This window comes from Rhizobium chutanense (assembly GCF_002531935.1).
In the GTDB taxonomy this organism is placed as follows: domain Bacteria; phylum Pseudomonadota; class Alphaproteobacteria; order Rhizobiales; family Rhizobiaceae; genus Rhizobium; species Rhizobium chutanense.
In genome coordinates this window covers 12,347-34,204 of sequence record NZ_NWSV01000025.1, presented here as the reverse complement: position 1 = coordinate 34,204, position 21,858 = coordinate 12,347, and the positions used below count along the sequence as shown (strand labels likewise).

The following is a 21,858-nucleotide window of genomic DNA, read 5'->3' as shown; positions in this document are numbered from 1 at the left end:
TTACGCCGCCGGCTCGCCATTCGCCCGCGCATGGGCAGCATAGCGCGCGACGGCTGCATCGACCTCCGCGTCCCGATCGCCCGCCACCTGCACCGTCGGCACCGCGAATTCGATGCCGTTTTCCTTGAAGGCATTGCGGATCATCGCCAGCGCATTGCGGCGGATGACGAACTGCTCGCCGGGCTTGGTCATCATCGACAGGCGGATTTCGATCGCGAATTCGCCGAACTGCTCGACACCCTTCATCTTCAGCGTCTCGATGATATGAGGGCCGAATTCCGGATTTTCGAGCAGCGTCTGGCCGATCTGCTTGATCACCTTCTTCGCCTTGACGAGGTCGGTGTCGTATTTAACGTTGAGGCTGATCTTGTCGATCGTCCAATCGCGGTTGAGGTTCTTCACCGCGCCGAGTTCGCCGAACGGCACCGTCGTCAGCGGCCCGCGATGATGCCTGAGCTTCACCGAGCGCAGGCTGAAGGCCTCGACCACGCCCTTGTGGCTGCCGCTCTCGATATATTCGCCGACACGGAAGGCATCGTCCCAGAGATAGAACATGCCGCTGATGACGTCCTTGACGATCGTCTGCGCGCCGAAGCCGACCGCAACGCCGACGACGCCGGCACCGGCGATCAGCGGCCCGATCTCGATACCGAGGCCGGAGAGCACCATCAGCACGGCGATGACGGCGATCACGACGGCAAGGATATTCCGGAAAATCGGCAGCAGTGTCTGTATCCGCGCGCGTCTGGCCTTCTCCTCGTCCGTCGCGGTGCCATCCAGCGGTGAATCCAGCAGCTTGCCGTCGATATAGGCTTTGACGACGTGCCAGAGCAGATCGGCCGCCAACAGGATGACAATGCCCCCGATGACGCCGCGCGCTATTTTGTCGACCATCGTATCGCCGGCAGCCATCGTGTCGGCGCCGACGCCGAGCATCCGCCCGAGCCAGATGGCGGCAAAGGCGATAATCAGCGCCCGCACGCCGCGGTCGAGCAGCACGGTGGCGATGCGGCGCGTGGCCAGGAAGCTCGCTTCGGTCTGCTGCAGCGATTTCACCGCAAGCGTCGAGACGGCGAGCACGCGCGGCAGCAGCAACACGTAGATGCCGAGCCAGAGCAGCCAGTTGAAGCCTGCGACCCAGATTCCCCACAACGACAGGAAATAGACGGTGAACGCCCAGGAGATTCCGTGGCCGCGCTTCTCGTCCTTGTTGGGCCGCGACCAGACCGCCTCGATCGCGATCAGCAGCAGACCAATGCCGAGGACATAGCCGATGAGAAGCCGGGCGCTCGGGGTATAACCGAGCGGCTCCATCGACTGGATCACCGCCCAGCCGAAAATGAAATAGATGACGAAGGTCGCGCAACGGCGATACCAGAAGAGCGCGACGGCGCGCCCCGGCATAATCGGAGCGGTGATGCCTTGCCGCTCTTCCTCGGCCCGCGCCAGCCCGATGAGATCAACCAGCACGCCGCCGAGGCAGATCGTAAAGCGCTGAACGATGAGGGCAACGACGCAGAGGATCGCGATGCTCTGGCTGAGCGGCGGCCAGGTGAGGCTGAGAAGCGTGAGCACCGTTGCCGCAGCGAAGATCAATGCCGGAATGACACGCGGCGCCAGATGCATCCCCGCCATCGCAGCCAGCCGGCGGCGACGGCGGCGAAAGGCATAACGGGCAATGCTTTCGACGATCCCGCCGAGCAGGAAGATCGCCAGGAACTGCGCCACCATGCGCGGCCAGCCGGTGGCGGTGATTTCGCCGAGGAACAGCGAGGACGCATTGCCGATCTGCGAGGGCAATGCCATCGCCGCATCGGAGACCATCGAAACATGCCGGCGGGCATGCTGCAGCAGACCCGACAGGATCGACATCTGATTTTCAGACGCTGCATTGGCCGCAGGCGTCGCCGCCATCTGCGTCGACATCCACTGTTTGACCTCCGGCGTCTGCATGAGCTGCATCATCTCACGCACCTGGGCCGGCGGGGCCGCGGCGACCGGCACTTGCGCCGGTGGCGTTTGGGAAAAGCCAGGCGAAACCGCCGAGAGAAGCGCAAGCAATGCCAGTATGCCAAATAGGATGGCCTTCAAGCTCCCTGCCATGCCACGCTCCATGATCGCCTCCAATGAAATGTCGGTAGCCTGTACAAAGCGGCGCCGACATTTTGCAATGGATACTCGCGACCCCTGCCGCCCGCAAGCAGTAGGAAAACCATACCGATGGCTAGTAAAAGCAACGTCGCCGCCCCGAAACGAAGCGGCGGCTATTTCAGGAGGACGGTTTTGTCGGAACGGCCCGACAAGCCGTCTGCCTTCAGGATTTCGGAGCCGGCTTTTCCACATGGCCGCCGAAGCCCGCGCGCATCGCCGACAGCACCTTGTTGGCGAATTCGTCATTATCGCGCGAGGAGAAGCGGCCGTAGAGCGCAGCACTCAGCACCGGCGTCGGCACGCTTTCATCGATCGCCGCCATGATCGTCCAGCGGCCTTCACCGCTATCGGAGACGCGGCCGGCATATTTCGACAGTGCCGGATCGGCATGCAGCGCATCGGCTGTCAGATCGAGCAGCCAGGAGGTGATGACGCTGCCGCGGCGCCACACTTCGGCAACATCCTGCAGGTTGAAGTCGTATTGAAAATGCTCAGGATGGGCGAGCGGCGCGGTTTCCGCATCGGCCTCGTGCGAGGCGGCGCCGATATTGGCGTGCTTCAGGATATTGAGGCCCTCGGCATAGGCGGCCATCAGGCCATATTCGATGCCGTTATGCACCATCTTGACGAAATGGCCGGCGCCATGCGGGCCGCAATGCAGATAGCCCTGTTCGGCGGTGCTGGCCGCAGCCGCTTCGGCGGTGCGGTTCGGCGAAGCTTCCGTCGTGCCGGCGCCGGGCGCCAATGTCGCGAAAATCGGCGAGAGGTGCTGAACGGTGCCCTTCTCGCCGCCGATCATCAGGCAATAACCGCGCTCCAGGCCGAACACACCGCCGCTGGTGCCGACATCGACATAATGGATGCCCTTGGTGATGAGTTCGGCGCCGCGGCGGATATCGTCGTGATAATAGGAATTGCCGCCGTCGATGACGATATCGCCATTCTCAAGCAGCGGCACCAGGCTGGCCAACACCTTATCGACGATCGCCGCCGGCAGCATCAACCAGATGGCTCTGGGATGGGCAAGCTTCGAGACGAATTCCTCGAGCGAAGCACTGCCGGTCGCACCGAGGCCCGCGAGTTCGGCAACGCTTTCCGGCCTGGCGTCGTAAACGACGCATTCGTGACCGCCCCGCATCAAACGCTGGACCATGTAATTGCCCATGCGGCCCAAACCAATCATGCCAAGCTGCATAATGAATCTCCTGGAAATCGAGATGAAGTATCGATCCGGAAATTAGCACCCGCAGTGTGACAGGCAAGCGAAGTCTCATCCCTATCGGCAAATGCGACGATTGTGCCGCCCGCGGGGACCGATGCACGCGTCAGATATCGGGCGCGCTGGCCGGCTCACCCTTCATTTCGCTGAGGAACATGCCCTCGCGCAGATTGATGCCGTATTCGACGAAGCCCTTCATGCAGCAGAGCATCTGCGTCCAGCCTTCGCAGTTGAGATAGGTGCCGCGCCGGCCGGCATCATCTTCGCGCCACCCGGTCTCGGCGATGGTCACCAACGTGCCGCCATCCTCCAGCGGTCTGAAGTTCATCTCCACCATCGTCTTATAGGTCGTCTTATCTTCGCCGGTCCCGCCGTCCCAACGGAGCACGATGCGGCTTTCAGGCACAAGCTCGACCACCTCGACCGCCGCATCCTTCCACCAGGTTACCGTCGTACCCTGGACAAGCGGCGCACTCGCCCCGCCGATCGTGGTGAAATAGCTGCTGAGCTTCTTCGGGTTGACGACGGCGTCGAACACCTCTGCGACGGGACGGCCGATGCGGCCGGAAACACGGATTCCGAGAGACATGGCACTTCTCCTCTTCTCCATTGCAACCGTTTGTCATTGTACCCGGTATCATTATGTTATAAAAACATAACATGTCAAGCGAATCAATAGACGACCCTGTTTTCAAGGCGCTGGCGCATCATCGCCGCCGCGAAATCCTCGACCTGCTCAAGGATGGCCCGCGGACCACAGGAACGCTTTGCGAGATGTTTCCGCAGATGGACCGCTGTACGGTGATGCAGCATCTGAAGGTGCTGGAGGAAGCCGATCTGGTTATCGCCAGGAAGGAGGGCCGCGAGCGCTGGAACCACCTGAACAGCTTGCCGATCAAACAGATCTACGACCGCTGGATCAGCGCCTATGCCGGCCACGCCCTATCGATCCTCGACCGGCTGAGAAGCGATCTCGAGGGCCAGCCGGAATAAACATCCGGCTGCCGGACCGACTTGCCTGCCCGCCCGCCGAAACCTTATGCTGGCCGAAAACACGGGATGCAGCGCAGATGACGATATCGGGGGCAGGCATTCGCCGCATGCGGCTGCTGCGCAGCATGAAGCAGCAGCATCTCGCCGAACTCCTCGGCGTCAACCAGACGACCGTTTCGCGCTGGGAGCGCGATCAGCTCCCCCTCTCGCCGGAGCAGGCCGTCAGGCTGGAGCGGATTTTTGCCTCGTCGCGACATGCCGCAGCCGATGCGGCGCTCAAGCGGCTGGTCGAAGATTCCATCCGGCCGGTGCATCTGATCTGCGACGTCACCCACCGACTGCTGTCCGCCTCCCGCCCGCGCCAGGCGGAATGGCGCGCACCGCTCGCCGCCTTTCTCGGCCGCTCGATTTTCTCCTACGCATCCGCTGAAATCGCCGCCACCGAACAGTCTCTGGAGGAGCGTGGCTGGCATGAGGGCAGGCTCCTGTCGCTGACGTTCGAAACCGGCGCCAATGACGATGCATCGATGCCGATCGCAGCCGGCCTTGTTACCTGGGAGCGGATCACCCTTTCCGACGGCAGCGCCGGCCGCCTCGTCACCACAATCGACTGAGCCTGCAGCTTTCCTGTATTCCCGTGCATAATTTATGCGTTGTCCCCATACACCGGCCTTTATAGCGTCCACCGCCAAAGAGTCAGGAGAGGATGCGATGACGATACTGGTGACGGGGAGTGCGGGGCATCTCGGCGAGGCGCTGATGCGCACCTTGAGAGCGCAGAGCCGGTGGGCGCGCGGTATCGATATCAAGCCCTCGGCCTTTACCGACAGGATCGGATCGATCGGCGACCGCGACTTCGTCAGGCAGGCGATGTCGGGCATCAGCCACGTCATCCATGCCGCGACGCTGCACAAGCCGCATGTGGCGACGCACGGCAATCGCGATTTCCTCGACACCAATGTCGGCGGCACGCTGAACCTGCTCGAAGAGGCGGCCACCGCTGGCGTTTCAAGCTTCGTCTTCACCAGCACCACCAGCGCCTTCGGTGCCGCATTGACGCCGGCAGAAGGCGAACCCGCAGCATGGGTCACCGAGGACGTGCTTCCTATAGCGAGGAACATTTACGGCGTGACGAAACTCGCCGCCGAAGGCGTCTGCGAACTCTTCGCCCGCAAATCCCGTCTGCCCCTCGTCATCCTCAGGACGTCGCGTTTCTTTCCCGAAAGCGATGACGATCCCGGCATCCGCAACGGATATTTGGCGGAAAATGCGCACGGCAACGAGCTGCTTCATCGCCGCGTCGATATCAGCGACGTGGTCGGCGCCCATTTGCTGGCGCTGGAAAGGGCGCCGGCCATCGGCTTCGGCCGCTATATCGTCTCTGCCACGACGCCCTTTTCGTCGGGCGATCTCGCAGCACTCCGGCGAGACGCCCCCGCTGTCGTCGAACGGCTCTTTCCCGGTGCCGGCTCTCTCTATGCAGAACGCGGCTGGAAGATGTTCCCGACGCTCGATCGCGTCTATGTCAACGAACGCGCAAGGCGCGAACTTGGCTGGCTGCCGCGATATGATTTCCGCTTCCTGCTCGATTGCCTGCGTGAGAACCGTGAGTGGCGAAGCCCGCTGGCGCTCGACGTCGGCTCCAAGGGCTACCACGATGAGGACTTCGCCGAAGGACCTTATCCGGTCGATCAAGCAACGGCCTGAATTGCAGCTTCGGAAGCGTCATCCAGATATCATGATCCCGTCATAGACCGTCTGACGGGGATATGGGGCGACGAAATCCAGAGGCGTGTCTGCCATCGGGAGATCGAATCCAAGGCCGGGTGTCATTTGAAGCGGTGCCCTGCTTGGGCGGGCCGTTGCAGCAACGCTTTGACCGAGAGGCTATTTCATGAAGAACATCAGATCATACGCGCGGCTGTTCGCCGCCATTCTTGCGGCATCCGCCGCCATTCCGGCCGTCGCACGCGCCGAGAATTCCGCCACTGTCGGCGGCCTCACCTTCGTCAACAAGGGCCTGGTCGGCATCGGCCGCATCCCGGCCAACCAGCGCGACAAATTCGGCGAGACCTTCGGTTCCGGCTCCGGCATGGCGATCGACTCCGCCGCCTGGAGCCGCGCCGGCGCCGGCTACAAGGGCACGCTCTATCTGCTGCCCGACCGGGGCTATAACGCCGTCGGCACCGTCGACTATCGCCCGCGCTTGAACACCATCTCGATCGGCCTGACGCCGACCGCACCGGATGCAGCACCCGAAGCCGGCAAGGAACAGTCTGGCGTCGACGCAAAGCTCATCGATTCCACGCTCTTTGTCGACGACAAGGGTGGCGACATGACCGGTCTGGACCCGGAATCGGGCGTACGCGCCGCTGCCGGCGATTTTCCGCCGCTGCCGCAGGCGGTAAACGGCAAGATCGCCCTCGACAATGAAGCCATCATCCGCATGGCCGACGGCACCATGTTCGTCAGCGACGAATACGGGCCCTATATCTACCGCTTCTCCGCCGACGGCCACCTGCTCTCGGCCACCCAGCCGCCGAAGGCGCTTTTGCCGATGCGCAAGGGCGCGCTGAGCTTCGCCTCCAACAATCCCGGCCCCGGCGCATCCGCTCCGGACCCGAAGGACCCGGAGACCGGCCGCCAGAACAATCAGGGTCTGGAAGGCATGGCGATGACGCCGGATGGCAAGTTCATCATCGCAGTGCTGCAGTCGGCCGCCCGCCAGGACGGCGGCGATTCCAGCTCCACCCGTCAGAATACCCGCGCCCTGATCTATGACGCCGCCGATCCGGATCACCTGAAACTGGTGCACGAATATGTCCTGCCGCTGCAGGTCTTCAAGGACGCCAAGAGCAAGACCACGATCGCCGCACAGAGCGAAATCGTCGCCCTTTCCGACAAGACTTTCCTGATGCTCGCCCGTGACAGCGGCAACGGTCAGGGTCTGAAGGGCGATACCTCGCTCTATCGCAAGATCAACATCGTCGATCTTTCCGATGCGACCGATATTGCCGGCAGCGATTTCGATGCCGGCAAGCCGATCGCGCCGAAGGGCGTCGTCGACCCGTCGCTGACGCCAGCGACGCTGACGCCACTCATCGACCTCAACGACAAGGCCGACCTTGCCCGCTTCGGCCTGCACAATGGCGCGCCGAACGACAGGAACAATCTGTCGGAAAAATGGGAAGCCATGGGCCTTGCAAGCGTTCTCAACCCGAACCTGCCGGACGACTACTTCCTGTTCGTCGCCAATGACAACGACTTCCTGACGCAGGACGGTTTCCAGGTGGGCGCCGCCTACAAGGCGGACGGCGGTGCCGATGTCGACACCATGTTCCAGGTCTTCCAGATCACCCTCCCCGGCTTGAAGAAGTAACCCCTGAAAGCAACCGATATGCTGAAAGAAGGCGGACGCGCAAAGCCGCGCCCGCCTCCGGAGCCGTCGTCTTCGTCAACGAAAAAGGAAAGGTGCGATCCACGACCACCGATGGATGTTTACGATCCTGGGTGCCTACAAACGTAGGTGGGCACCGTGTGTCCAGGCCCACGAGCCCGGACAGGGACAGCTCCCTTTGGATCGAGTATGGCCCCAGGGATTGTGGTTCCTGTCGAGAGGCGCAGACCGCATCGCGATATATAAGGTCGTTTGCGCCGGCGCGCCAGTGGCGGCGGCAGGTCGTTCTTATTTAATTGAGATCAATTGAGTTCGGGGGCGGGCCGACCGTTCAGCTTGTCGGTAATGCCGCGAATGCGGCTCGAAACCTCACTGAGTGCCGCCGCCAGATTTTCTTCGGTGCGGGCGGTTGCCGCAAGCACCGTGTCGCGGTTACCGCGCAAAGACTCGAGTTCGGATTCCAGCCCGGCGATCCGGCGCGTCAGCTCGGCAATCTCATCCATGATCATGATACCGGCCATGACCGTGATCCTCAGATCGCCGATTTCCCCGAACTGCCCCTTGAGATGGCCGACATAGTGGTCGAAACGGGTGGCGAGATCGGTCAGGTGGTCCTCCTGCCCTTCCTCGCAGGCCATGCGATAGGCCTTGCCGTCGATCGTTACCGTCACCTGCGCCATACCAAGTTCTTTCTTATCAGCGATCCAGAACCGCGCGGATCGTTTCCATGGCCGTCACCAGCCGCCGCGACACCTCGCGATTGACCTCTTCCAGCCGGTTGGCGCGGAATTCAGCCTGGTCGAGCTCCTGGGCCAGCCGGGAGCGGTCGGCGTGCACGCGCCGCACCTCGCCTTCGATCTCGCCCTGCTCGCGCTGCCGCTCGATACGCATGTCGACGGCGTTTTCGAGGCTCGAAATCGCCTGTCTCAGCTCGTTCAGCGCTGCTTCCATGGTTTTGCCTATGGGCATCATGCCTTCCCGATTCCCGCGCAGGACCCGCGAATCGACACGCGGCGCCGATCCTGTGATTTCAAGAGGATATGCCGCTCGCAAACGGCCCGTCAATAAACCCTGTTACCTCTCTGCCGGCCTATCCTGTGGATGAGCATCCTACAGACATCAGCCACAGCAGATTTGTCATTTGTACAATCGCGCGATCAAATGTCAAAAATCGCCCTACCCCGCCCGGATTTGGCGTCCCATTTATTGACTTGCCAGCCCCAACTGCTATGTGTCTGCCGCTTTCACTCGATGGTCTTGGAGGCTCGAGGCCATCCCCCCGACACCCGGAACTTGCGGAAAAGCCATGACCTCTCCCGAACAACATGACCGGATGGCGAATGCGATCCGTTTTCTCGCCATGGACGCCGTCGAAAAGGCGAACTCCGGTCACCCGGGCATGCCGATGGGCATGGCTGACGTGGCGACGGTCCTGTTCACCAAATATCTGAAGTTCGATCCGAAGAAGCCGCACTGGCCGAACCGCGATCGCTTCGTGCTCTCGGCCGGCCACGGCTCGATGTTGCTCTATTCGCTGCTCTATTTGACCGGCTATCCCGACATGACGGTCGAAGACCTGAAGCAGTTCCGTCAACTCGGTTCGAAGACCGCCGGCCACCCGGAATACGGTCACGCCACCGGCATCGAAACAACGACCGGTCCGCTCGGCCAGGGCATTGCCAATTCCGTCGGCATGGCGATCGCCGAACGCAAGCTGCGTGAAGAGTTCGGCTCCGAGCTTCAGGATCACTATACCTATGCGATCTGCGGCGACGGCTGCCTGATGGAGGGCATCAGCCATGAAGCCATCGCGCTCGCCGGCCACCTGAAGCTGAACAAGCTGATCCTGTTCTGGGACAACAACTCGATCACCATCGACGGCGCCGTGTCTCTGTCGGATTCCACCGATCAGATCGCCCGCTTCAAGGCCGTTCATTGGAACACCATCGAGATCGACGGTCACGACCAAGCTGCCATTGCCGCCGCAATCGAAGCCGCCCACAAGTCCGACCGCCCGACCTTCATCGCTTGCAAGACGATCATCGGCTTCGGTGCCCCGAACAAGCAGGGCACTCATAAGGTCCACGGCAACCCGCTCGGCGCCGAGGAAATTGCAGCCACCCGCAAGGCGCTGAACTGGGAGTCCGAAGCCTTCGTCATCCCGTCGGACGTCTTGGACAGCTGGCGTGCGGCCGGCGCCCGCTCCGTCGATCTCGTCAAGGCATGGGAAGACGGCCTCGCCAATGCTCCGGCCAGGGCCGAATTCAGCCGCCGCATGGCGGGCGAACTGCCGGAAGGCTTCGACGCCGCGATCAGCGCCTATAAGAAGAAGCTCGCCGAGACCAAGCCGACGCTTGCCACCCGCAAGGCTTCGGAAGACGCGCTCGAGGTGATCAACGGTTTCCTGCCGGAAACGCTCGGCGGCTCCGCCGACCTGACGCCGTCGAACAACACCAAGACCAGCCAGATGCATTCGATCACGCCGACGGATTTCGCCGGTCGTTACATGCATTGGGGCATCCGCGAACACGGCATGGCCTCTGCCATGAACGGCATCGCGCTGCATGGCGGCCTCATCCCCTATAGCGGCGGCTTCCTGATCTTCTCGGATTATTGCCGCCCGCCGATCCGCCTTGCCGCGCTGATGGGCATCCGCGTCATCCACGTTCTGACGCATGACTCGATCGGCGTCGGCGAAGACGGCCCGACGCACCAGCCCGTCGAACAGCTCGCCGGCCTGCGCGCCATCCCGAACCTGCTGGTCTTCCGCCCGGCCGACGCCACGGAAACGGCGGAATGCTGGCAGATCGCCGTCAAGACGCACAACCGTCCTTCCGGCCTTGCTCTGACGCGCCAGAACCTCAGCCCGGCCCGCACCGAATACAGCGAAAAGAACCTCTGCGAACAGGGCGCCTATACGCTCGCCGGCAATGCCGACGCCAAGGTGACGATCTTCGCCTCCGGCTCGGAAGTCGAAATCGCCGTCGCCGCCCGCACAGCCCTTGAAGCCAAGGGCGTGAGCGTCCGCGTCGTATCGGTTCCCTGCACGGAACTGTTCTTCGAGCAGCCGGACGCCTATCGCAAGGAAATCCTCGGCAACTCGCCGGTCAAGATCGCCGTCGAAGCCGCCGTCCGCGAAGGCTGGGATGCCTTCATCGGGCCGGAAGGCACTTTCATCGGCATGAAGGGTTTCGGCGCTTCGGGTCCGGTGAAGGACGTTTACAAGCATTTCGGCATCACCGCAGACGCCGTCGTTGCAGCCGCGGAAGCAAAGCTTTAATGAGAGCGCCTTGAGGCGCTCTCCATCTCCTCAATTCCAGGCCCGGCCTATCGGGCCCTATTCTATCGGGAGTGAATGAACATGACAGTCAAGGTTGCCATTAATGGTTTCGGTCGCATCGGCCGCAACGTCCTGCGCGCTATCGTCGAAGCTGGCCGCACCGACATCGAAGTCGTCGCCATCAACGACCTCGGCCCGGTCGAGACCAACGCCCATCTGCTGCGTTACGACTCGATCCACGGCAAGTTCCCGGCCGATGTGAAGGTCGAGGGCGACACGATCATCGTCGGCGGCGGCAAGCCGATCAAGGTCACGGCGATCAAGGATCCGGCAACGCTTCCGCACCGCGAGCTCGGTGTCGACATCGCCATGGAATGCACGGGCATCTTCACCGCCCGCGACAAGGCCGCCGCCCACCTGACCGCCGGCGCCAAGCGCGTCATCGTCTCGGCTCCCGCCGACGGCGCTGACCTGACGGTCGTTTTCGGCGTCAACCATGACCAGCTCACCAAGGAGCACATGGTCATCTCCAACGCCTCCTGCACCACCAACTGCCTGGTGCCGGTCGTGAAGGTTCTCGACGACGCCGTCGGCATCGACCACGGCTTCATGACGACGATTCACTCCTACACCGGCGACCAGCCGACGCTCGACACGATGCACAAGGACCTGTATCGCGCCCGCGCCGCCGCCCTTTCGATGATCCCGACCTCGACGGGCGCTGCCAAGGCCGTCGGCCTCGTTCTGCCGCACCTGAAGGGTAAGCTCGACGGCACCTCGATCCGCGTTCCCACGCCGAACGTCTCGGTCGTCGACTTCAAGTTCGTCGCCAAGAAGGCGACCACTGTCGGCGAAATCAACGAAGCCATCAAGGCTGCTGCCAACGGCAAGCTGAAGGGCGTCCTCGGCTACACCGACGAACCGCTGGTCTCGCGCGACTTCAACCACGACAGCCACTCCTCGATCTTCGCAACCGATCAGACGAAGGTCATGGAAGGCAACTTCGTGCGCGTGCTCTCCTGGTACGACAACGAGTGGGGCTTCTCCAGCCGCATGTCCGACACGGCTGTGGCCTTCGCCAAGCTCATCTAAGAGCCCGACGAGTGACTATCGCAAGCGGCCCGGGAAACCGGGCCGTTTTGTTATAGGCCCCCGAAGCCGGTCGTGGCATCGTTGATACCCCTGGGAACCGCATCGACACCCGGGGAGATGAAGAGGAATAGATGGATTACTTTACCGTTGAAATCGCCGGCCGCGCCGTCGCCAGCTTTCGCTCGAAAAACGCCGAGGAAGCGACGCATTTCTTCGAAGCGGAAGATTTTCGCGACGACCTGACCATCCTCGAGTCCGAAGGCAAGCCCCTATGGGACCGCAAGGCGGCGCTCAGCCTGCGCAAGGCGACCGCTGAGGAAGCAAGCGAGGTCGAGCACGCCTATAAATTCGACGACGATCCCGAACGGACCATCGACGACGAGTTCGTCGTTTTTCTGGTCCCGGTCGAGGATCTGACCGACGAGGGCGAGGACGCCGAGGACTGACAGTCGATCTGCATCATTCGGCAAGGATGGAATCACGGTTGGCAATCTGCTGACCAACCGTGATAAGCTGAGGAAATGCACAGCACGGCACAATGGCTGACATGATCCAGGCGGAGGTGATAATGGCAGAGGCACAAAAACGCTTGTCCCACACCACCCTCAAGCGGCGGCAGCGGTTTCACCCCAAGCGGGACGTCAGACCTGCCGTTCTGGCAAAGGCTAATCGTCTCGTCATCCGGGCTGCCGCCTTCATCGGCCTCTCGTTTCTCGCCATCGTCATACTTCGGGCCGTGTTGGGATAGCAGAGCGACGGCCGGCCGCTGCCGGCAGAAACCCTCCACCTGCAATCCATTCCTGGTCATTGGACAAGGTTAGACGGGCCGCGTGAACGCAGGAGCCTGTCTTATCCTGTTGCCCTTTGCAGAGACCGGCAGGAAAAATTCGTGCCTTTCTCTTTTGCCCTGCTCTCGCCTGATTTTCCTATACATTCTTTATAGAGAATTTCTCCCGTAGCATTCCAATTCGGCTGGCCGTCCGGCAGCCGTTCAGCAGCATGATGCAGCAACGCGACGAGGTTAAGCCGCAAGGCCTACCCTTCTCCGGCGTTTTGCCGTTTACTGTTAGGCCGCTGCGCGCGAGGGAGAGTTTGGAATTAAAGCGGATCGGCCCGGGGTGGCTATATTCGCGAAGCAGTCGTTGGAAAGGGGTGGGCATGGAAGCGTTCTATATCGTGGTGCTGGTCTCGACGGCGCTCGTGCTTCTTGCCGCTTTTTCAAGCCTGCTCGCCTTTCGCTTCGGCGCCCCCCTGCTGCTGCTTTTCCTGATGATCGGCCTTGCTGCCGGCGTCGACGGCCTCGGCATCGAGTTCAGCAACAACTACCTTGCCTATATTCTCGGTTCCATCGCACTGGCCGTCATCCTGTTCGATTCCGGCTTCGGCACGCCGATGCAGGCCTTCCGGCTGGCGGCCGTACCCTCTCTGGCGATGTCTTCGGTCGGCGTGCTGATCACTGCCTCGCTCTTTGCCTTCGCCGCCACATGGCTTTTGAACTTCACCTGGCTGGAAGGCCTGCTGCTCGGTTCGATCGTCGCATCGACCGATGCCGCCGCCGTCTTCTTCCTGCTGCGCATTGGTGGCATCAACATCCGCGACAAAGTGCGCTCGACGCTGGAGGTCGAATCCGGCACCAACGATCCGATGGCGATCTTCCTCACCATCGCTCTTGTCGAGGTGCTGGCGAGCGGCGAGCGCTATGCCGGCATCAATATCGGCATGCTGGCCATGTTCGTGCAGCAGATGGGCCTCGGCGTCATTCTCGGCCTGCTCGGCGGCATGATGATCGTGCTGATCGTCAGCAAGCTAGATACCGATCGCGGCCTGACGCCGATCTTCGTGCTGGCGCTTGCCCTTCTCGTCTTCTCCTTCACCGGTGCTGTCGGCGGCAGCGGTTTCCTCGCCGTCTATGTCGCCGGCATCTATGCCGGAAATCGGAAGATGCAGGCGATCGGCACCATCAAGCGCTTCCAGGACGGCATGACGTGGCTGGCGCAGATCATCATGTTCCTGGTGCTCGGCCTGCTCGCCACACCGTCGCAATTCCCTGCAATCATCGTCCCGGCCATCCTGCTAGCCCTCTTCCTGATCTTCGTCGCCCGGCCCTTGGCCGTCTGGCTGTCGCTGCTTCCCTTCGATTATACGCAGCAGGAAATCGGCTTCGTCGCCTGGGTCGGTCTGCGCGGCGCAGTCTCCATCCTGCTGGCGATCATGCCGATCCTCGGCAAGCTGGAAAACGGCCAGATCTATTTCAACACCGCCTTCATCATCGTGCTCGTCTCCCTGCTCGTGCAGGGCTGGACGATCAAGCCCGTCGCCAAAAAGCTCGGACTGATCATCCCGCCGCGCATCGGCGCCGTCGACAAGGTCGAGGTCGACCTGCCGGGGGCCGCCAACCACGAATTGCTTTCCTACCGCGTCATCAAGGACAGCCCGGTGCTGCGCGGCGAGCGCATTCCGCGCTGGGCGACACCCTCGCTCGTCATTCGCGACGGCAAATCGATGCGCTATCAATATGCCGGGCGGCTGCGGGAGCACGATCTCGTCTATCTCTTCATCGTGCCGAGTTACTCCCGCCTGCTCGACCGGCTCTTCGCCAGCCGTGCGCCGGTGGATGAAGACGATGCCGAGTTCTTCGGTGCCTTCGCGCTCTCCCCCGCCCGCCCCGCCGCCGACCTCGATGCCGCCTATGGCCCCGGCCTGCTGAACGAATCCGAAAAGGGCCTGACAATCGCCGAGCTGATGCGGCAACGCCTTGGCGGCAAGGCCGACTATGCCGACCGCGTCCGCCTCGGCTCGATCATCCTCATCGTCCGCGATCTCGATGAGCATGACCACATCACCTCCGTCGGCATGTCGCTCGAAGCGGTCGAACCGGCGATCACACTGCCGATCTTCATCAATCTCAAGGACATCATCCAGCGCATCCGCGACCGGCTGAAGGGACGCCGGAACCGCGAAACCAAGGCTTCCGAAGCCGCTCCGAAAACAGCGGCCGGGCACCAGGAACGCACACGCGAAAACGGCCGCTGAACGCCTTGCGTCTCGAATGATCCTTGCTATGGTCGGCGCAACTTCCGCCAACCAAGACTGGATCTGCCCATGCCTTCTTTCAAGACCATCGACGATCTCAACGACATCCGCGGCAAGCGCGTTCTCGTCCGCGTCGACCTCAACGTGCCCGTAAAGGACGGCAAGGTCACCGATACGACGCGCATCGAGCGTGTGGCCCCGACGATCCTCGAACTATCAGGCAAGGGTGCCAAGGTCATCCTGCTGGCCCATTTCGGCCGGCCGAAAGACGGCCCCTCGCCGGATCTGTCGCTGTCGCTGATCGCCCCTTCCGTCGAGGAAGTGTTCGATCATGCGGTGCTGACGGCTTCCGACTGCATCGGCGAGGCCGCCGCCTCCGCCGTCGCGGCGATGAATGACGGCGATATCCTGCTTCTGGAAAACACCCGCTTCCACAAGGGCGAGGAAAAGAACGATCCCGATTTCACCAAGGCGCTTGCCGCCAACGGCGATATTTATGTCAATGACGCCTTCTCCGCCGCCCATCGCGCCCATGCCTCGACGGAAGGCCTTGCCCACCACCTGCCGGCCTATGCCGGCCGCACCATGCAGGCCGAGCTGGAAGCGCTGGAAAAGGGCCTCGGCGATCCCGCCCGCCCGGTTGTCGCGATCGTCGGCGGCGCCAAGGTCTCGACCAAGATCGACCTCCTGATGAACCTCGTGAAGAAGGTCGATGCGCTCGTCATCGGCGGCGGCATGGCCAATACCTTCATCGCCGCCCGCGGCACCAATGTCGGCAAGTCGCTCTGCGAGCATGATCTCGCCGAAACCGCCAAGCAGATCATGATCGAGGCCGCGACATCAGGCTGCGCCATCATCCTGCCGGAAGACGGCGTCGTTGCCCGCGAATTCAAGGCGGGTGCCGCCAACGAGACGGTCGATATCAACGCCATTCCGGCCGATGCCATGGTGCTCGATGTCGGGACGAAATCGGTCGAAGCCATCAACGCCTGGATCGAGCGCGCTTCGACCCTCGTCTGGAACGGCCCGCTCGGCGCCTTCGAGATCGAACCCTTCGATGCCGCCACCGTCGCTGCCGCGAAATACGCCGCAGAGCGCACTGCGGCCGGCAAGCTCACTTCCGTTGCCGGCGGCGGCGACACTGTCTCGGCACTGAACCATGCCGGCGTTGCCGACGATTTCAGCTATGTCTCCACCGCCGGCGGCGCTTTCCTCGAATGGATGGAAGGCAAGGAGCTTCCGGGCGTCGCCGTCCTTAACGCCGGCCGATAGCACCAAAACCCGATTTGACAGGTTTTACATGTGGATAGATCGCGGGAGCCAAGGCGCTTCCGCGGTCATTTGCTCAAGAGCCGGAAAAAATCCCATTTTTTCAAACGATTGAATTGATTTCAATCGTTTCAGTGACTTAGCCTTCCATTTTCCTCTCTATAAACTTCTGTTATCGCCGTCCTATATTCTTAAACCGCCGATGTTTCATGCTGTGGAGAGAACGAGATGAGCGAACGATTGGAAGACATTGCAGTGCAGATGGTTGCGGGCGGCCGGGGACTGCTTGCCGCAGATGAATCGACCTCCACCATCAAGAAGCGTTTCGACACGATCAACCTCGAATCGACGGAAACGAGCCGCCGCGACTACCGCGAGATGCTCTTCCGCTCCGACGAGGCGATGAAGAAATATATCTCCGGCGTCATCCTCTACGAAGAGACGCTGTTCCAGAAGGCTGCCGACGGCACGCCTTTCGTCGACATCATCCGCGCTGCCGGATCCATTCCCGGCATCAAGGTCGATACCGGCGCCAAGCCTATGGCCAAATATCCGGGCGAAACCATCACCGAAGGCCTCGATGGCCTCGGCGAACGCCTTGCCCGCTATTATGAAGCCGGCGCCCGTTTCGCCAAGTGGCGCGGCGTCATCGCCATCTCGTCGTCGCTGCCGACCCGCGGCTCGGTCCGCGCCAACGCTCAGGCGCTTGCCCGCTATGCCGCCCTCTGCCAGGAGGCCAAGATCGTTCCGATCGTCGAGCCGGAATGCCTGATGGACGGCAAGCCGGGCGACCACAATATCGACCGCTGCGCCGAAGTGACCGAATCCACGCTGCGCATCGTTTTTGAAGAACTGGCCGATGCCCGCGTCAGCCTCGAAGGCATGATCCTGAAGCCGAATATGGTCATCGACGGCAAGAACGCTCGCAAGGCCTCAGTCGCGGAAGTTGCCGAACGCACCGTGCAGGTTCTGAAGCGCACGGTTCCGTCAGCAGTTCCCGGCATCGCCTTCCTCTCCGGCGGCCAGTCGACCGAAGAAGCGAGCGCACACCTTTCCGCCATCAACGCCACGGCCGATCTGCCCTGGTTCGTCACCTTCTCCTACGGCCGCGCCCTGCAGGACAGCGCGCTCAAGGCCTGGAACGGCAAGCCGGAAAACGTCGCCGCCGGCCAGCGCGAATTCACCCACCGCGCCGAGATGAACAGCCTCGCCGCCAAGGGCAGCTGGAAGAAAGACCTGGAAAAGGCCGCTTGAGTTTTCGGGCTTGAAATTGCGGGCGGAGCGGCAACCACAACGTTGCCGCTCCTGTCCGGTTCCTTCGCCTCCCTCATTCCTGTGCCTGTCACAGGAATCCAGTGCGCCCAAGTCTTTGGGCGCGGGAAACTGCCCTTGTATGAGAAGTCATTCACGGCGCGGACGCGCCGTGGCTGGATTCCTGTGACGAGCACAGGAATGAGGGAACCTGGGGAGATGCTTTCCTCCGCCAACGCCCCTCTGGAGAAATCAGCGCCAAACACACATCCCCCCTCATTGTCACGGCGACAAGAAACCGCTTCGTCCCGTCAAAATCCGTGATTATTCATAGCGGCCGCCACAACAGGAGCCGCGATGAACACCCTCTCCTACGTCACCGTCGATGTCTTCACCTCCACCCGCTTCGAGGGCAACCCGCTTGCCGTCATTTCTGATGCGCGCGGTCTCAGCGATGCGGCGATGCAGAAGATCGCCACCGAGTTCAACTATTCCGAAGTCACCTTCGTCCTGCCGCCTGAAAATCCCGAAAATTCCGCCCGCGTGCGCATCTTCACTCCGACGATGGAGATCCCCTTTGCCGGCCATCCGAATGTCGGCACCGCCTATGTACTCGGCCAGCAGGCGGAAATCTTCGGCAAGCCGGTCGGCGACACGCTGCGCTTCGAGGAAGAAGCCGGCATCGTCGAAATCGAGCTGAGACGCAGCGGCGGAACGATCGCAGCCACCGCCATCCGCGCGCCGCAGCCGCTGACGATCGGCGATGCCATTGCCAAGGAAACCATCGCCCGCTGCATTACGCTCGAACCCGACGCCATCGTCGCAACCACCCATGCCCCGGTCTTTGCCTCCGTCGGCCTGAATTTCGCCATTGCCGAATTGAGCGGGCTCGAGGCGCTCTCCGCCGCCCGTCCGAACCTTGCCGGGTTCCAGGCCGCCGCCGGCCGCCAGACGACGAGCGGCCACGACTTCTCGCTCTTCGTTTACGCCAGAACAGCTGAAAATCCATGGACGATCCGCGCCCGCATGTTCGCGCCGCTCGACAACGTACCTGAGGATCCGGCAACCGGCAGTGCTTCGGCAGCTCTCGGCGCCTATCTCGTCACGCTGGCGCCGGACGCCGATATGAACGTCCGCATCACGATTGAACAGGGCGTCGAAATGGGTCGCCGCAGCGTCATCACCCTCGACGTCGCAAAATCCGGCGGCATCGTCACCGATGTCATGATCTCGGGAAGCTCCGTTTCGGTCATGCGCGGTGAAATCATCCTGCGGGACTGACAGCCGCATCGAGGCTTGAGTCCGGGGCTTACATCAGGAAATCGCGCGAAAGCAGGGCCAATGCCCAGATGGCGAAAGCGATCAGCGCGATCTTCCAGAAATCCACCCGCCGCCTGAGGCCCGGAAGCCCGAGCGGCTTGATCACCTGTATCGCCATCGCAAGGATGAGCAACAAGGCTATCAGCTTTGTCATGCTTTATTTTTCCGTTTTTCTGGAATGTCACAGGACGGACATTTTTAGGCGCCAACACAGGATATCCACACGCCGTAAAGGCATTCCGGGGCACAATCAATCATCTTGAGGCTGGGCTGACGCAGGTCGTGCCTTATGTCCATGCCAAAATCACTGAGACCGAGTCTAGGGAAATGAAGAGAAACCTGCTGTCCGTCGCCGCGTTGCTCTTTGGCACGCTCTTTCTTTTCATGGGCAACGGTCTGCAGGGCATCCTGCTCCCCGTGCGCGGCAATCTCGAAGGTTACGCCACGACGACGCTCGGTCTGCTCGGCACCTCATGGGCCGGAGGTTTCGTCATCGGCTGCCTGGTGGCGCCGAAACTGGTGCGCCGCGTCGGCCATGTCAGAGCCTTCTCCGGCTTCATCTCCATTATCGCCATCATCGCGCTGGTCAGCGGCATCATCATCCATCCGGTCTGGTGGGTGGTCCTGCGCGCCGTCACCGGCTTCTCGACCGCCGGCACCTCGATGATCATCGAAAGCTGGCTGAACGAGCGCGCCAGCAATGAGAGCCGTGGCGCGATCTTCTCGCTCTATATCGGCATCACGCTGCTCGGTGTCGTCGGCGGCCAGATGATGATACCGCTCGAGGATGTGCGCACGCCGGTGCTGTTCATGATCTGCGGCATTTTCTATTGCATCGCCATGCTGCCGACGACGCTTTCGACCGCCGCTTCGCCGCAGCCGCTGAAGGCGGTGCGCCTCGACCTGCCGGCGCTTTACCGCAATTCGCCGGTCTCCTGCCTCGGCATCCTGCTCGTCGGCATCGCCAACGGTGCCTATGGCACGCTCGGCGCCGTCTTCGGCGCCGGCGCCGGCCTCTCCGACACCAGCATCGCCGTCATGATGAGCGCCACCATCTTCGCCGGTGCGTTGATGCAGCTGCCGGCCGGCCGGCTTTCTGACCGGATAGACCGGCGCTACGTGCTCGCCGCAATGTCGGCGATAGCAGCCGTTGCCGGCTTGCTGATCTTCCTGCTCCACCCGACGTCTCCGGCCTTGCTGATCGGGCTCGTCGTTCTCTACGGCGCAGTGGCAAACACGCTCTATCCGATCGCCGTCGCCCATGCGAACGACTTCGCCGCGGCGGAGGATTTCGTCAAGGTCTCCGGTGGCCTGCTGCTGCTCTACGGCATCGGCACGGTGATCGGCCCGACGATCGGAGGCCCCGTCATGTCGGTGATCACCCCGCATGCGCTCTTCCTCGTTACATCAGTCGCCCACGTGCTGATCACCGTTTACGCCATCATCAGGAGTCGCATCCGCGCCGCCGTCCCGGTCAGCGATCGCGACGCCTATACAACGATCCCGACCGGCACCTCGCCGATGCTGACGCCGCAAAGCATGTCACTTGCCGATCGCGGCCCCAAACCTCCTGAAGCCGGCAAAGCTGCTGAAACCGGGAAGTCTCCCGAAAGCGGCGATCCTGCTGTAAAGTTCGGCTAGAGCAATTCCAGGCAAAGCGCGAAGCGGTTTTCCCAGGCAAAGCGCGAAGCGGTTTTGCCGGGAATTGCCTAAAGAACGCCAGAACAGCAAACGGAGGACGAACCATGAGCTTCATCGACGACGACCGGCCGCAGAAAAAACTCGCCCACGAGATCGGCGCTGATCTCTCCATGCTTTCGGTGGATGAGCTGAAGGCGCGAGTGGAATTGCTGAAGACGGAGATCGCAAGACTCGAAGCCGAAGCCGCTCGCAAAGCCTCCGGGCGGCAGGCGGCGGAAAACTTCTTCCGCTCCTAAGCTGCTGCTAAAAACGCCTGAAAACAAGGCTATAGGCTTACAAAATGAGCCAGCCTCAAGTCTTAATCCGGCACAATGTTAATAAAATATTAAGCTTTATAAGATATTACTGTACTCATCCAGATTTTCTCTGGATTTCAGACAGTTTTCCAAGCGGTGAATTGGTCTGATTTTTCTCCCTGTTTTACCTTGAGAGCCGCTTTTGCGGCTCTTCTTTTTCCCATCACCGGCGCCTTTCCACGAAACTGTGGAGATTAACCCTTTCTTAAGAAACGGCTTGCGCATTTGGGCTAATGATACCATCTTAAAGTCATAAAGACCGGCACAGGAAACTTTTCCGTCTGGGTCGGCGTTACCTGAATTATAAGTAGCTGCGTGCAACAGGGACTATTGCGATGTCGGAAGTTGGATTGAACACGATCAGTTTTGCGGGCCGCGCCGCTGCATCCTCGCAGTTCAAGGCACTTTATGCGGAAGGCATGTCGCTGGTCGAAGAAACTGCCGCCTATCTGGATGGCCAGGGTCGCGCCGCTTCCAAGGTTCTGCCGCGGATGGCTTCGGTCCTCTACGCCGCGGAATCGATGCGTCTCACCACCCGCCTGATGCAGATGGCCTCCTGGCTGCTGCTGCAGCGCGCCGTCAACAATGGCGAAATGTCTCGCGATCAGGTACTGGCCGAAAAGAACAAGGTCCGCCTCGACGGCTTCAACGTCGACCGCGCCGCGCCCGGCTGGGGCGACCTGCCGGAATCTTTCCGCGACCTCGTCGAACGCTCGTTGCGCCTGCAGAATCGTATCGCCTTGCTCGACCGCGAAATCTATCGCCCGTCCGAAGCCGTGATCGTTCATGATAATCAGAACAGCGTCCAGGCCCAGCTTTCCCTGCTGCAGACCGCCTTCGGCAACAACTGATCGGC

At 61.7% G+C, this 21,858-nt stretch carries 21 protein-coding genes and 1 other RNA gene; 15 read left to right on the top strand and 7 right to left on the bottom strand.

Annotated elements, in window-relative coordinates:
* The 3 genes from CO666_RS26380 to CO666_RS26370 form a co-directional block, all read right to left on the bottom strand.
* A complete protein-coding gene (locus CO666_RS26380) occupies window positions 1-2,115 on the bottom strand; it encodes a mechanosensitive ion channel family protein (protein WP_097614990.1) in 2,115 nt (704 codons plus the stop codon).
* A gap of 199 nt (window positions 2,116-2,314) precedes the next feature.
* The gene (gene gnd, locus CO666_RS26375; RefSeq protein ID WP_097614989.1) at window positions 2,315-3,346 is read right to left on the bottom strand and encodes a phosphogluconate dehydrogenase (NAD(+)-dependent, decarboxylating); all 1,032 of its coding nucleotides are present in this window, start codon (window positions 3,344-3,346) and stop codon (window positions 2,315-2,317) included.
* 130 nt (window positions 3,347-3,476) lie between these two features.
* Complete coding sequence (locus tag CO666_RS26370) at window positions 3,477-3,959, bottom strand: SRPBCC domain-containing protein (RefSeq protein WP_097614988.1); 483 nt, start codon at window positions 3,957-3,959, stop codon at window positions 3,477-3,479.
* A gap of 71 nt (window positions 3,960-4,030) precedes the next feature.
* Here CO666_RS26370 and CO666_RS26365 point away from each other — a divergent pair, with 71 nt between their 5' ends.
* The 4 genes from CO666_RS26365 to CO666_RS26350 all read left to right on the top strand — a co-directional run bounded on the left by CO666_RS26365 (window position 4,031) and on the right by CO666_RS26350 (window position 7,742).
* A complete protein-coding gene (locus CO666_RS26365) occupies window positions 4,031-4,363 on the top strand; it encodes an ArsR/SmtB family transcription factor (protein WP_097614987.1) in 333 nt (110 codons plus the stop codon).
* Between the two features lie 77 nt (window positions 4,364-4,440).
* Complete coding sequence (locus tag CO666_RS26360) at window positions 4,441-4,977, top strand: helix-turn-helix domain-containing protein (RefSeq protein ID WP_097614986.1); 537 nt, start codon at window positions 4,441-4,443, stop codon at window positions 4,975-4,977.
* A gap of 97 nt (window positions 4,978-5,074) precedes the next feature.
* Window positions 5,075-6,070 carry an NAD-dependent epimerase/dehydratase family protein gene (locus tag CO666_RS26355; protein ID WP_097614985.1) on the top strand — a complete coding sequence of 332 codons (996 nt, stop codon included), beginning with the start codon at window positions 5,075-5,077 and terminating at the stop codon, window positions 6,068-6,070.
* 187 nt (window positions 6,071-6,257) lie between these two features.
* Window positions 6,258-7,742 (top strand): esterase-like activity of phytase family protein, encoded by a 1,485-nt coding sequence (locus tag CO666_RS26350; RefSeq protein ID WP_097614984.1) that lies wholly within the window; start codon window positions 6,258-6,260, stop codon window positions 7,740-7,742.
* Between the two features lie 92 nt (window positions 7,743-7,834).
* On the opposite strand, the gene ssrS is transcribed toward CO666_RS26350, so the two are convergent.
* The 3 genes from ssrS to CO666_RS26335 all read right to left on the bottom strand — a co-directional run bounded on the left by ssrS (window position 7,835) and on the right by CO666_RS26335 (window position 8,732).
* A non-coding RNA gene (gene ssrS, locus CO666_RS26345) (6S RNA) lies at window positions 7,835-7,993 on the bottom strand.
* Window positions 7,994-8,062: 69 nt separating this feature from the next.
* Window positions 8,063-8,440 (bottom strand): cell division protein ZapA, encoded by a 378-nt coding sequence (locus CO666_RS26340; RefSeq protein WP_097614983.1) that lies wholly within the window; start codon window positions 8,438-8,440, stop codon window positions 8,063-8,065.
* 16 nt (window positions 8,441-8,456) lie between these two features.
* The gene (locus tag CO666_RS26335) at window positions 8,457-8,732 is read right to left on the bottom strand and encodes a DUF4164 domain-containing protein (protein WP_097614982.1); all 276 of its coding nucleotides are present in this window, start codon (window positions 8,730-8,732) and stop codon (window positions 8,457-8,459) included.
* 334 nt (window positions 8,733-9,066) lie between these two features.
* Between CO666_RS26335 and tkt the strand changes: the two genes are divergently transcribed.
* From tkt to CO666_RS26295, 8 genes are all read left to right on the top strand, one after another.
* On the top strand, window positions 9,067-11,040 hold the full coding sequence (gene tkt, locus CO666_RS26330; protein ID WP_097614981.1) for a transketolase: 1,974 nt from the start codon (window positions 9,067-9,069) through the stop codon (window positions 11,038-11,040).
* Window positions 11,041-11,121: 81 nt separating this feature from the next.
* Window positions 11,122-12,132, top strand: coding sequence for a type I glyceraldehyde-3-phosphate dehydrogenase (gap, locus tag CO666_RS26325; protein WP_097615047.1), 1,011 nt, complete (start codon window positions 11,122-11,124; stop codon window positions 12,130-12,132).
* A gap of 131 nt (window positions 12,133-12,263) precedes the next feature.
* Window positions 12,264-12,578, top strand: coding sequence for a hypothetical protein (locus CO666_RS26320; RefSeq protein WP_097614980.1), 315 nt, complete (start codon window positions 12,264-12,266; stop codon window positions 12,576-12,578).
* Between the two features lie 122 nt (window positions 12,579-12,700).
* Window positions 12,701-12,880 carry a hypothetical protein gene (locus tag CO666_RS26315; protein ID WP_097615046.1) on the top strand — a complete coding sequence of 60 codons (180 nt, stop codon included), beginning with the start codon at window positions 12,701-12,703 and terminating at the stop codon, window positions 12,878-12,880.
* A 410-nt stretch (window positions 12,881-13,290) separates the two neighbouring features.
* Complete coding sequence (locus CO666_RS26310) at window positions 13,291-15,165, top strand: potassium/proton antiporter (protein WP_097614979.1); 1,875 nt, start codon at window positions 13,291-13,293, stop codon at window positions 15,163-15,165.
* Between the two features lie 69 nt (window positions 15,166-15,234).
* On the top strand, window positions 15,235-16,437 hold the full coding sequence (locus CO666_RS26305) for a phosphoglycerate kinase (RefSeq protein ID WP_097614978.1): 1,203 nt from the start codon (window positions 15,235-15,237) through the stop codon (window positions 16,435-16,437).
* A gap of 225 nt (window positions 16,438-16,662) precedes the next feature.
* Entirely contained in the window at window positions 16,663-17,688 is a 1,026-nt protein-coding gene (locus CO666_RS26300; RefSeq protein ID WP_097614977.1) for a class I fructose-bisphosphate aldolase, read from the top strand.
* 354 nt (window positions 17,689-18,042) lie between these two features.
* On the top strand, window positions 18,043-18,966 hold the full coding sequence (locus tag CO666_RS26295; RefSeq protein ID WP_097614976.1) for a PhzF family phenazine biosynthesis protein: 924 nt from the start codon (window positions 18,043-18,045) through the stop codon (window positions 18,964-18,966).
* A gap of 28 nt (window positions 18,967-18,994) precedes the next feature.
* Here CO666_RS26295 and CO666_RS34295 read toward each other — a convergent pair whose 3' ends face one another.
* Window positions 18,995-19,159 (bottom strand): hypothetical protein, encoded by a 165-nt coding sequence (locus tag CO666_RS34295; RefSeq protein WP_097614975.1) that lies wholly within the window; start codon window positions 19,157-19,159, stop codon window positions 18,995-18,997.
* Between the two features lie 173 nt (window positions 19,160-19,332).
* Here CO666_RS34295 and CO666_RS26285 point away from each other — a divergent pair, with 173 nt between their 5' ends.
* The 3 genes from CO666_RS26285 (at window position 19,333) to rcdA (ending at window position 21,853) form a co-directional block, all read left to right on the top strand.
* On the top strand, window positions 19,333-20,646 hold the full coding sequence (locus tag CO666_RS26285) for an MFS transporter (RefSeq protein WP_097614974.1): 1,314 nt from the start codon (window positions 19,333-19,335) through the stop codon (window positions 20,644-20,646).
* A gap of 104 nt (window positions 20,647-20,750) precedes the next feature.
* A complete protein-coding gene (locus tag CO666_RS26280) occupies window positions 20,751-20,942 on the top strand; it encodes a DUF1192 domain-containing protein (RefSeq protein ID WP_097614973.1) in 192 nt (63 codons plus the stop codon).
* 395 nt (window positions 20,943-21,337) lie between these two features.
* Window positions 21,338-21,853, top strand: coding sequence for a protease adaptor protein RcdA (gene rcdA, locus CO666_RS26275; protein WP_003542804.1), 516 nt, complete (start codon window positions 21,338-21,340; stop codon window positions 21,851-21,853).
* Window positions 21,854-21,858: the final 5 nt, after the last annotated feature.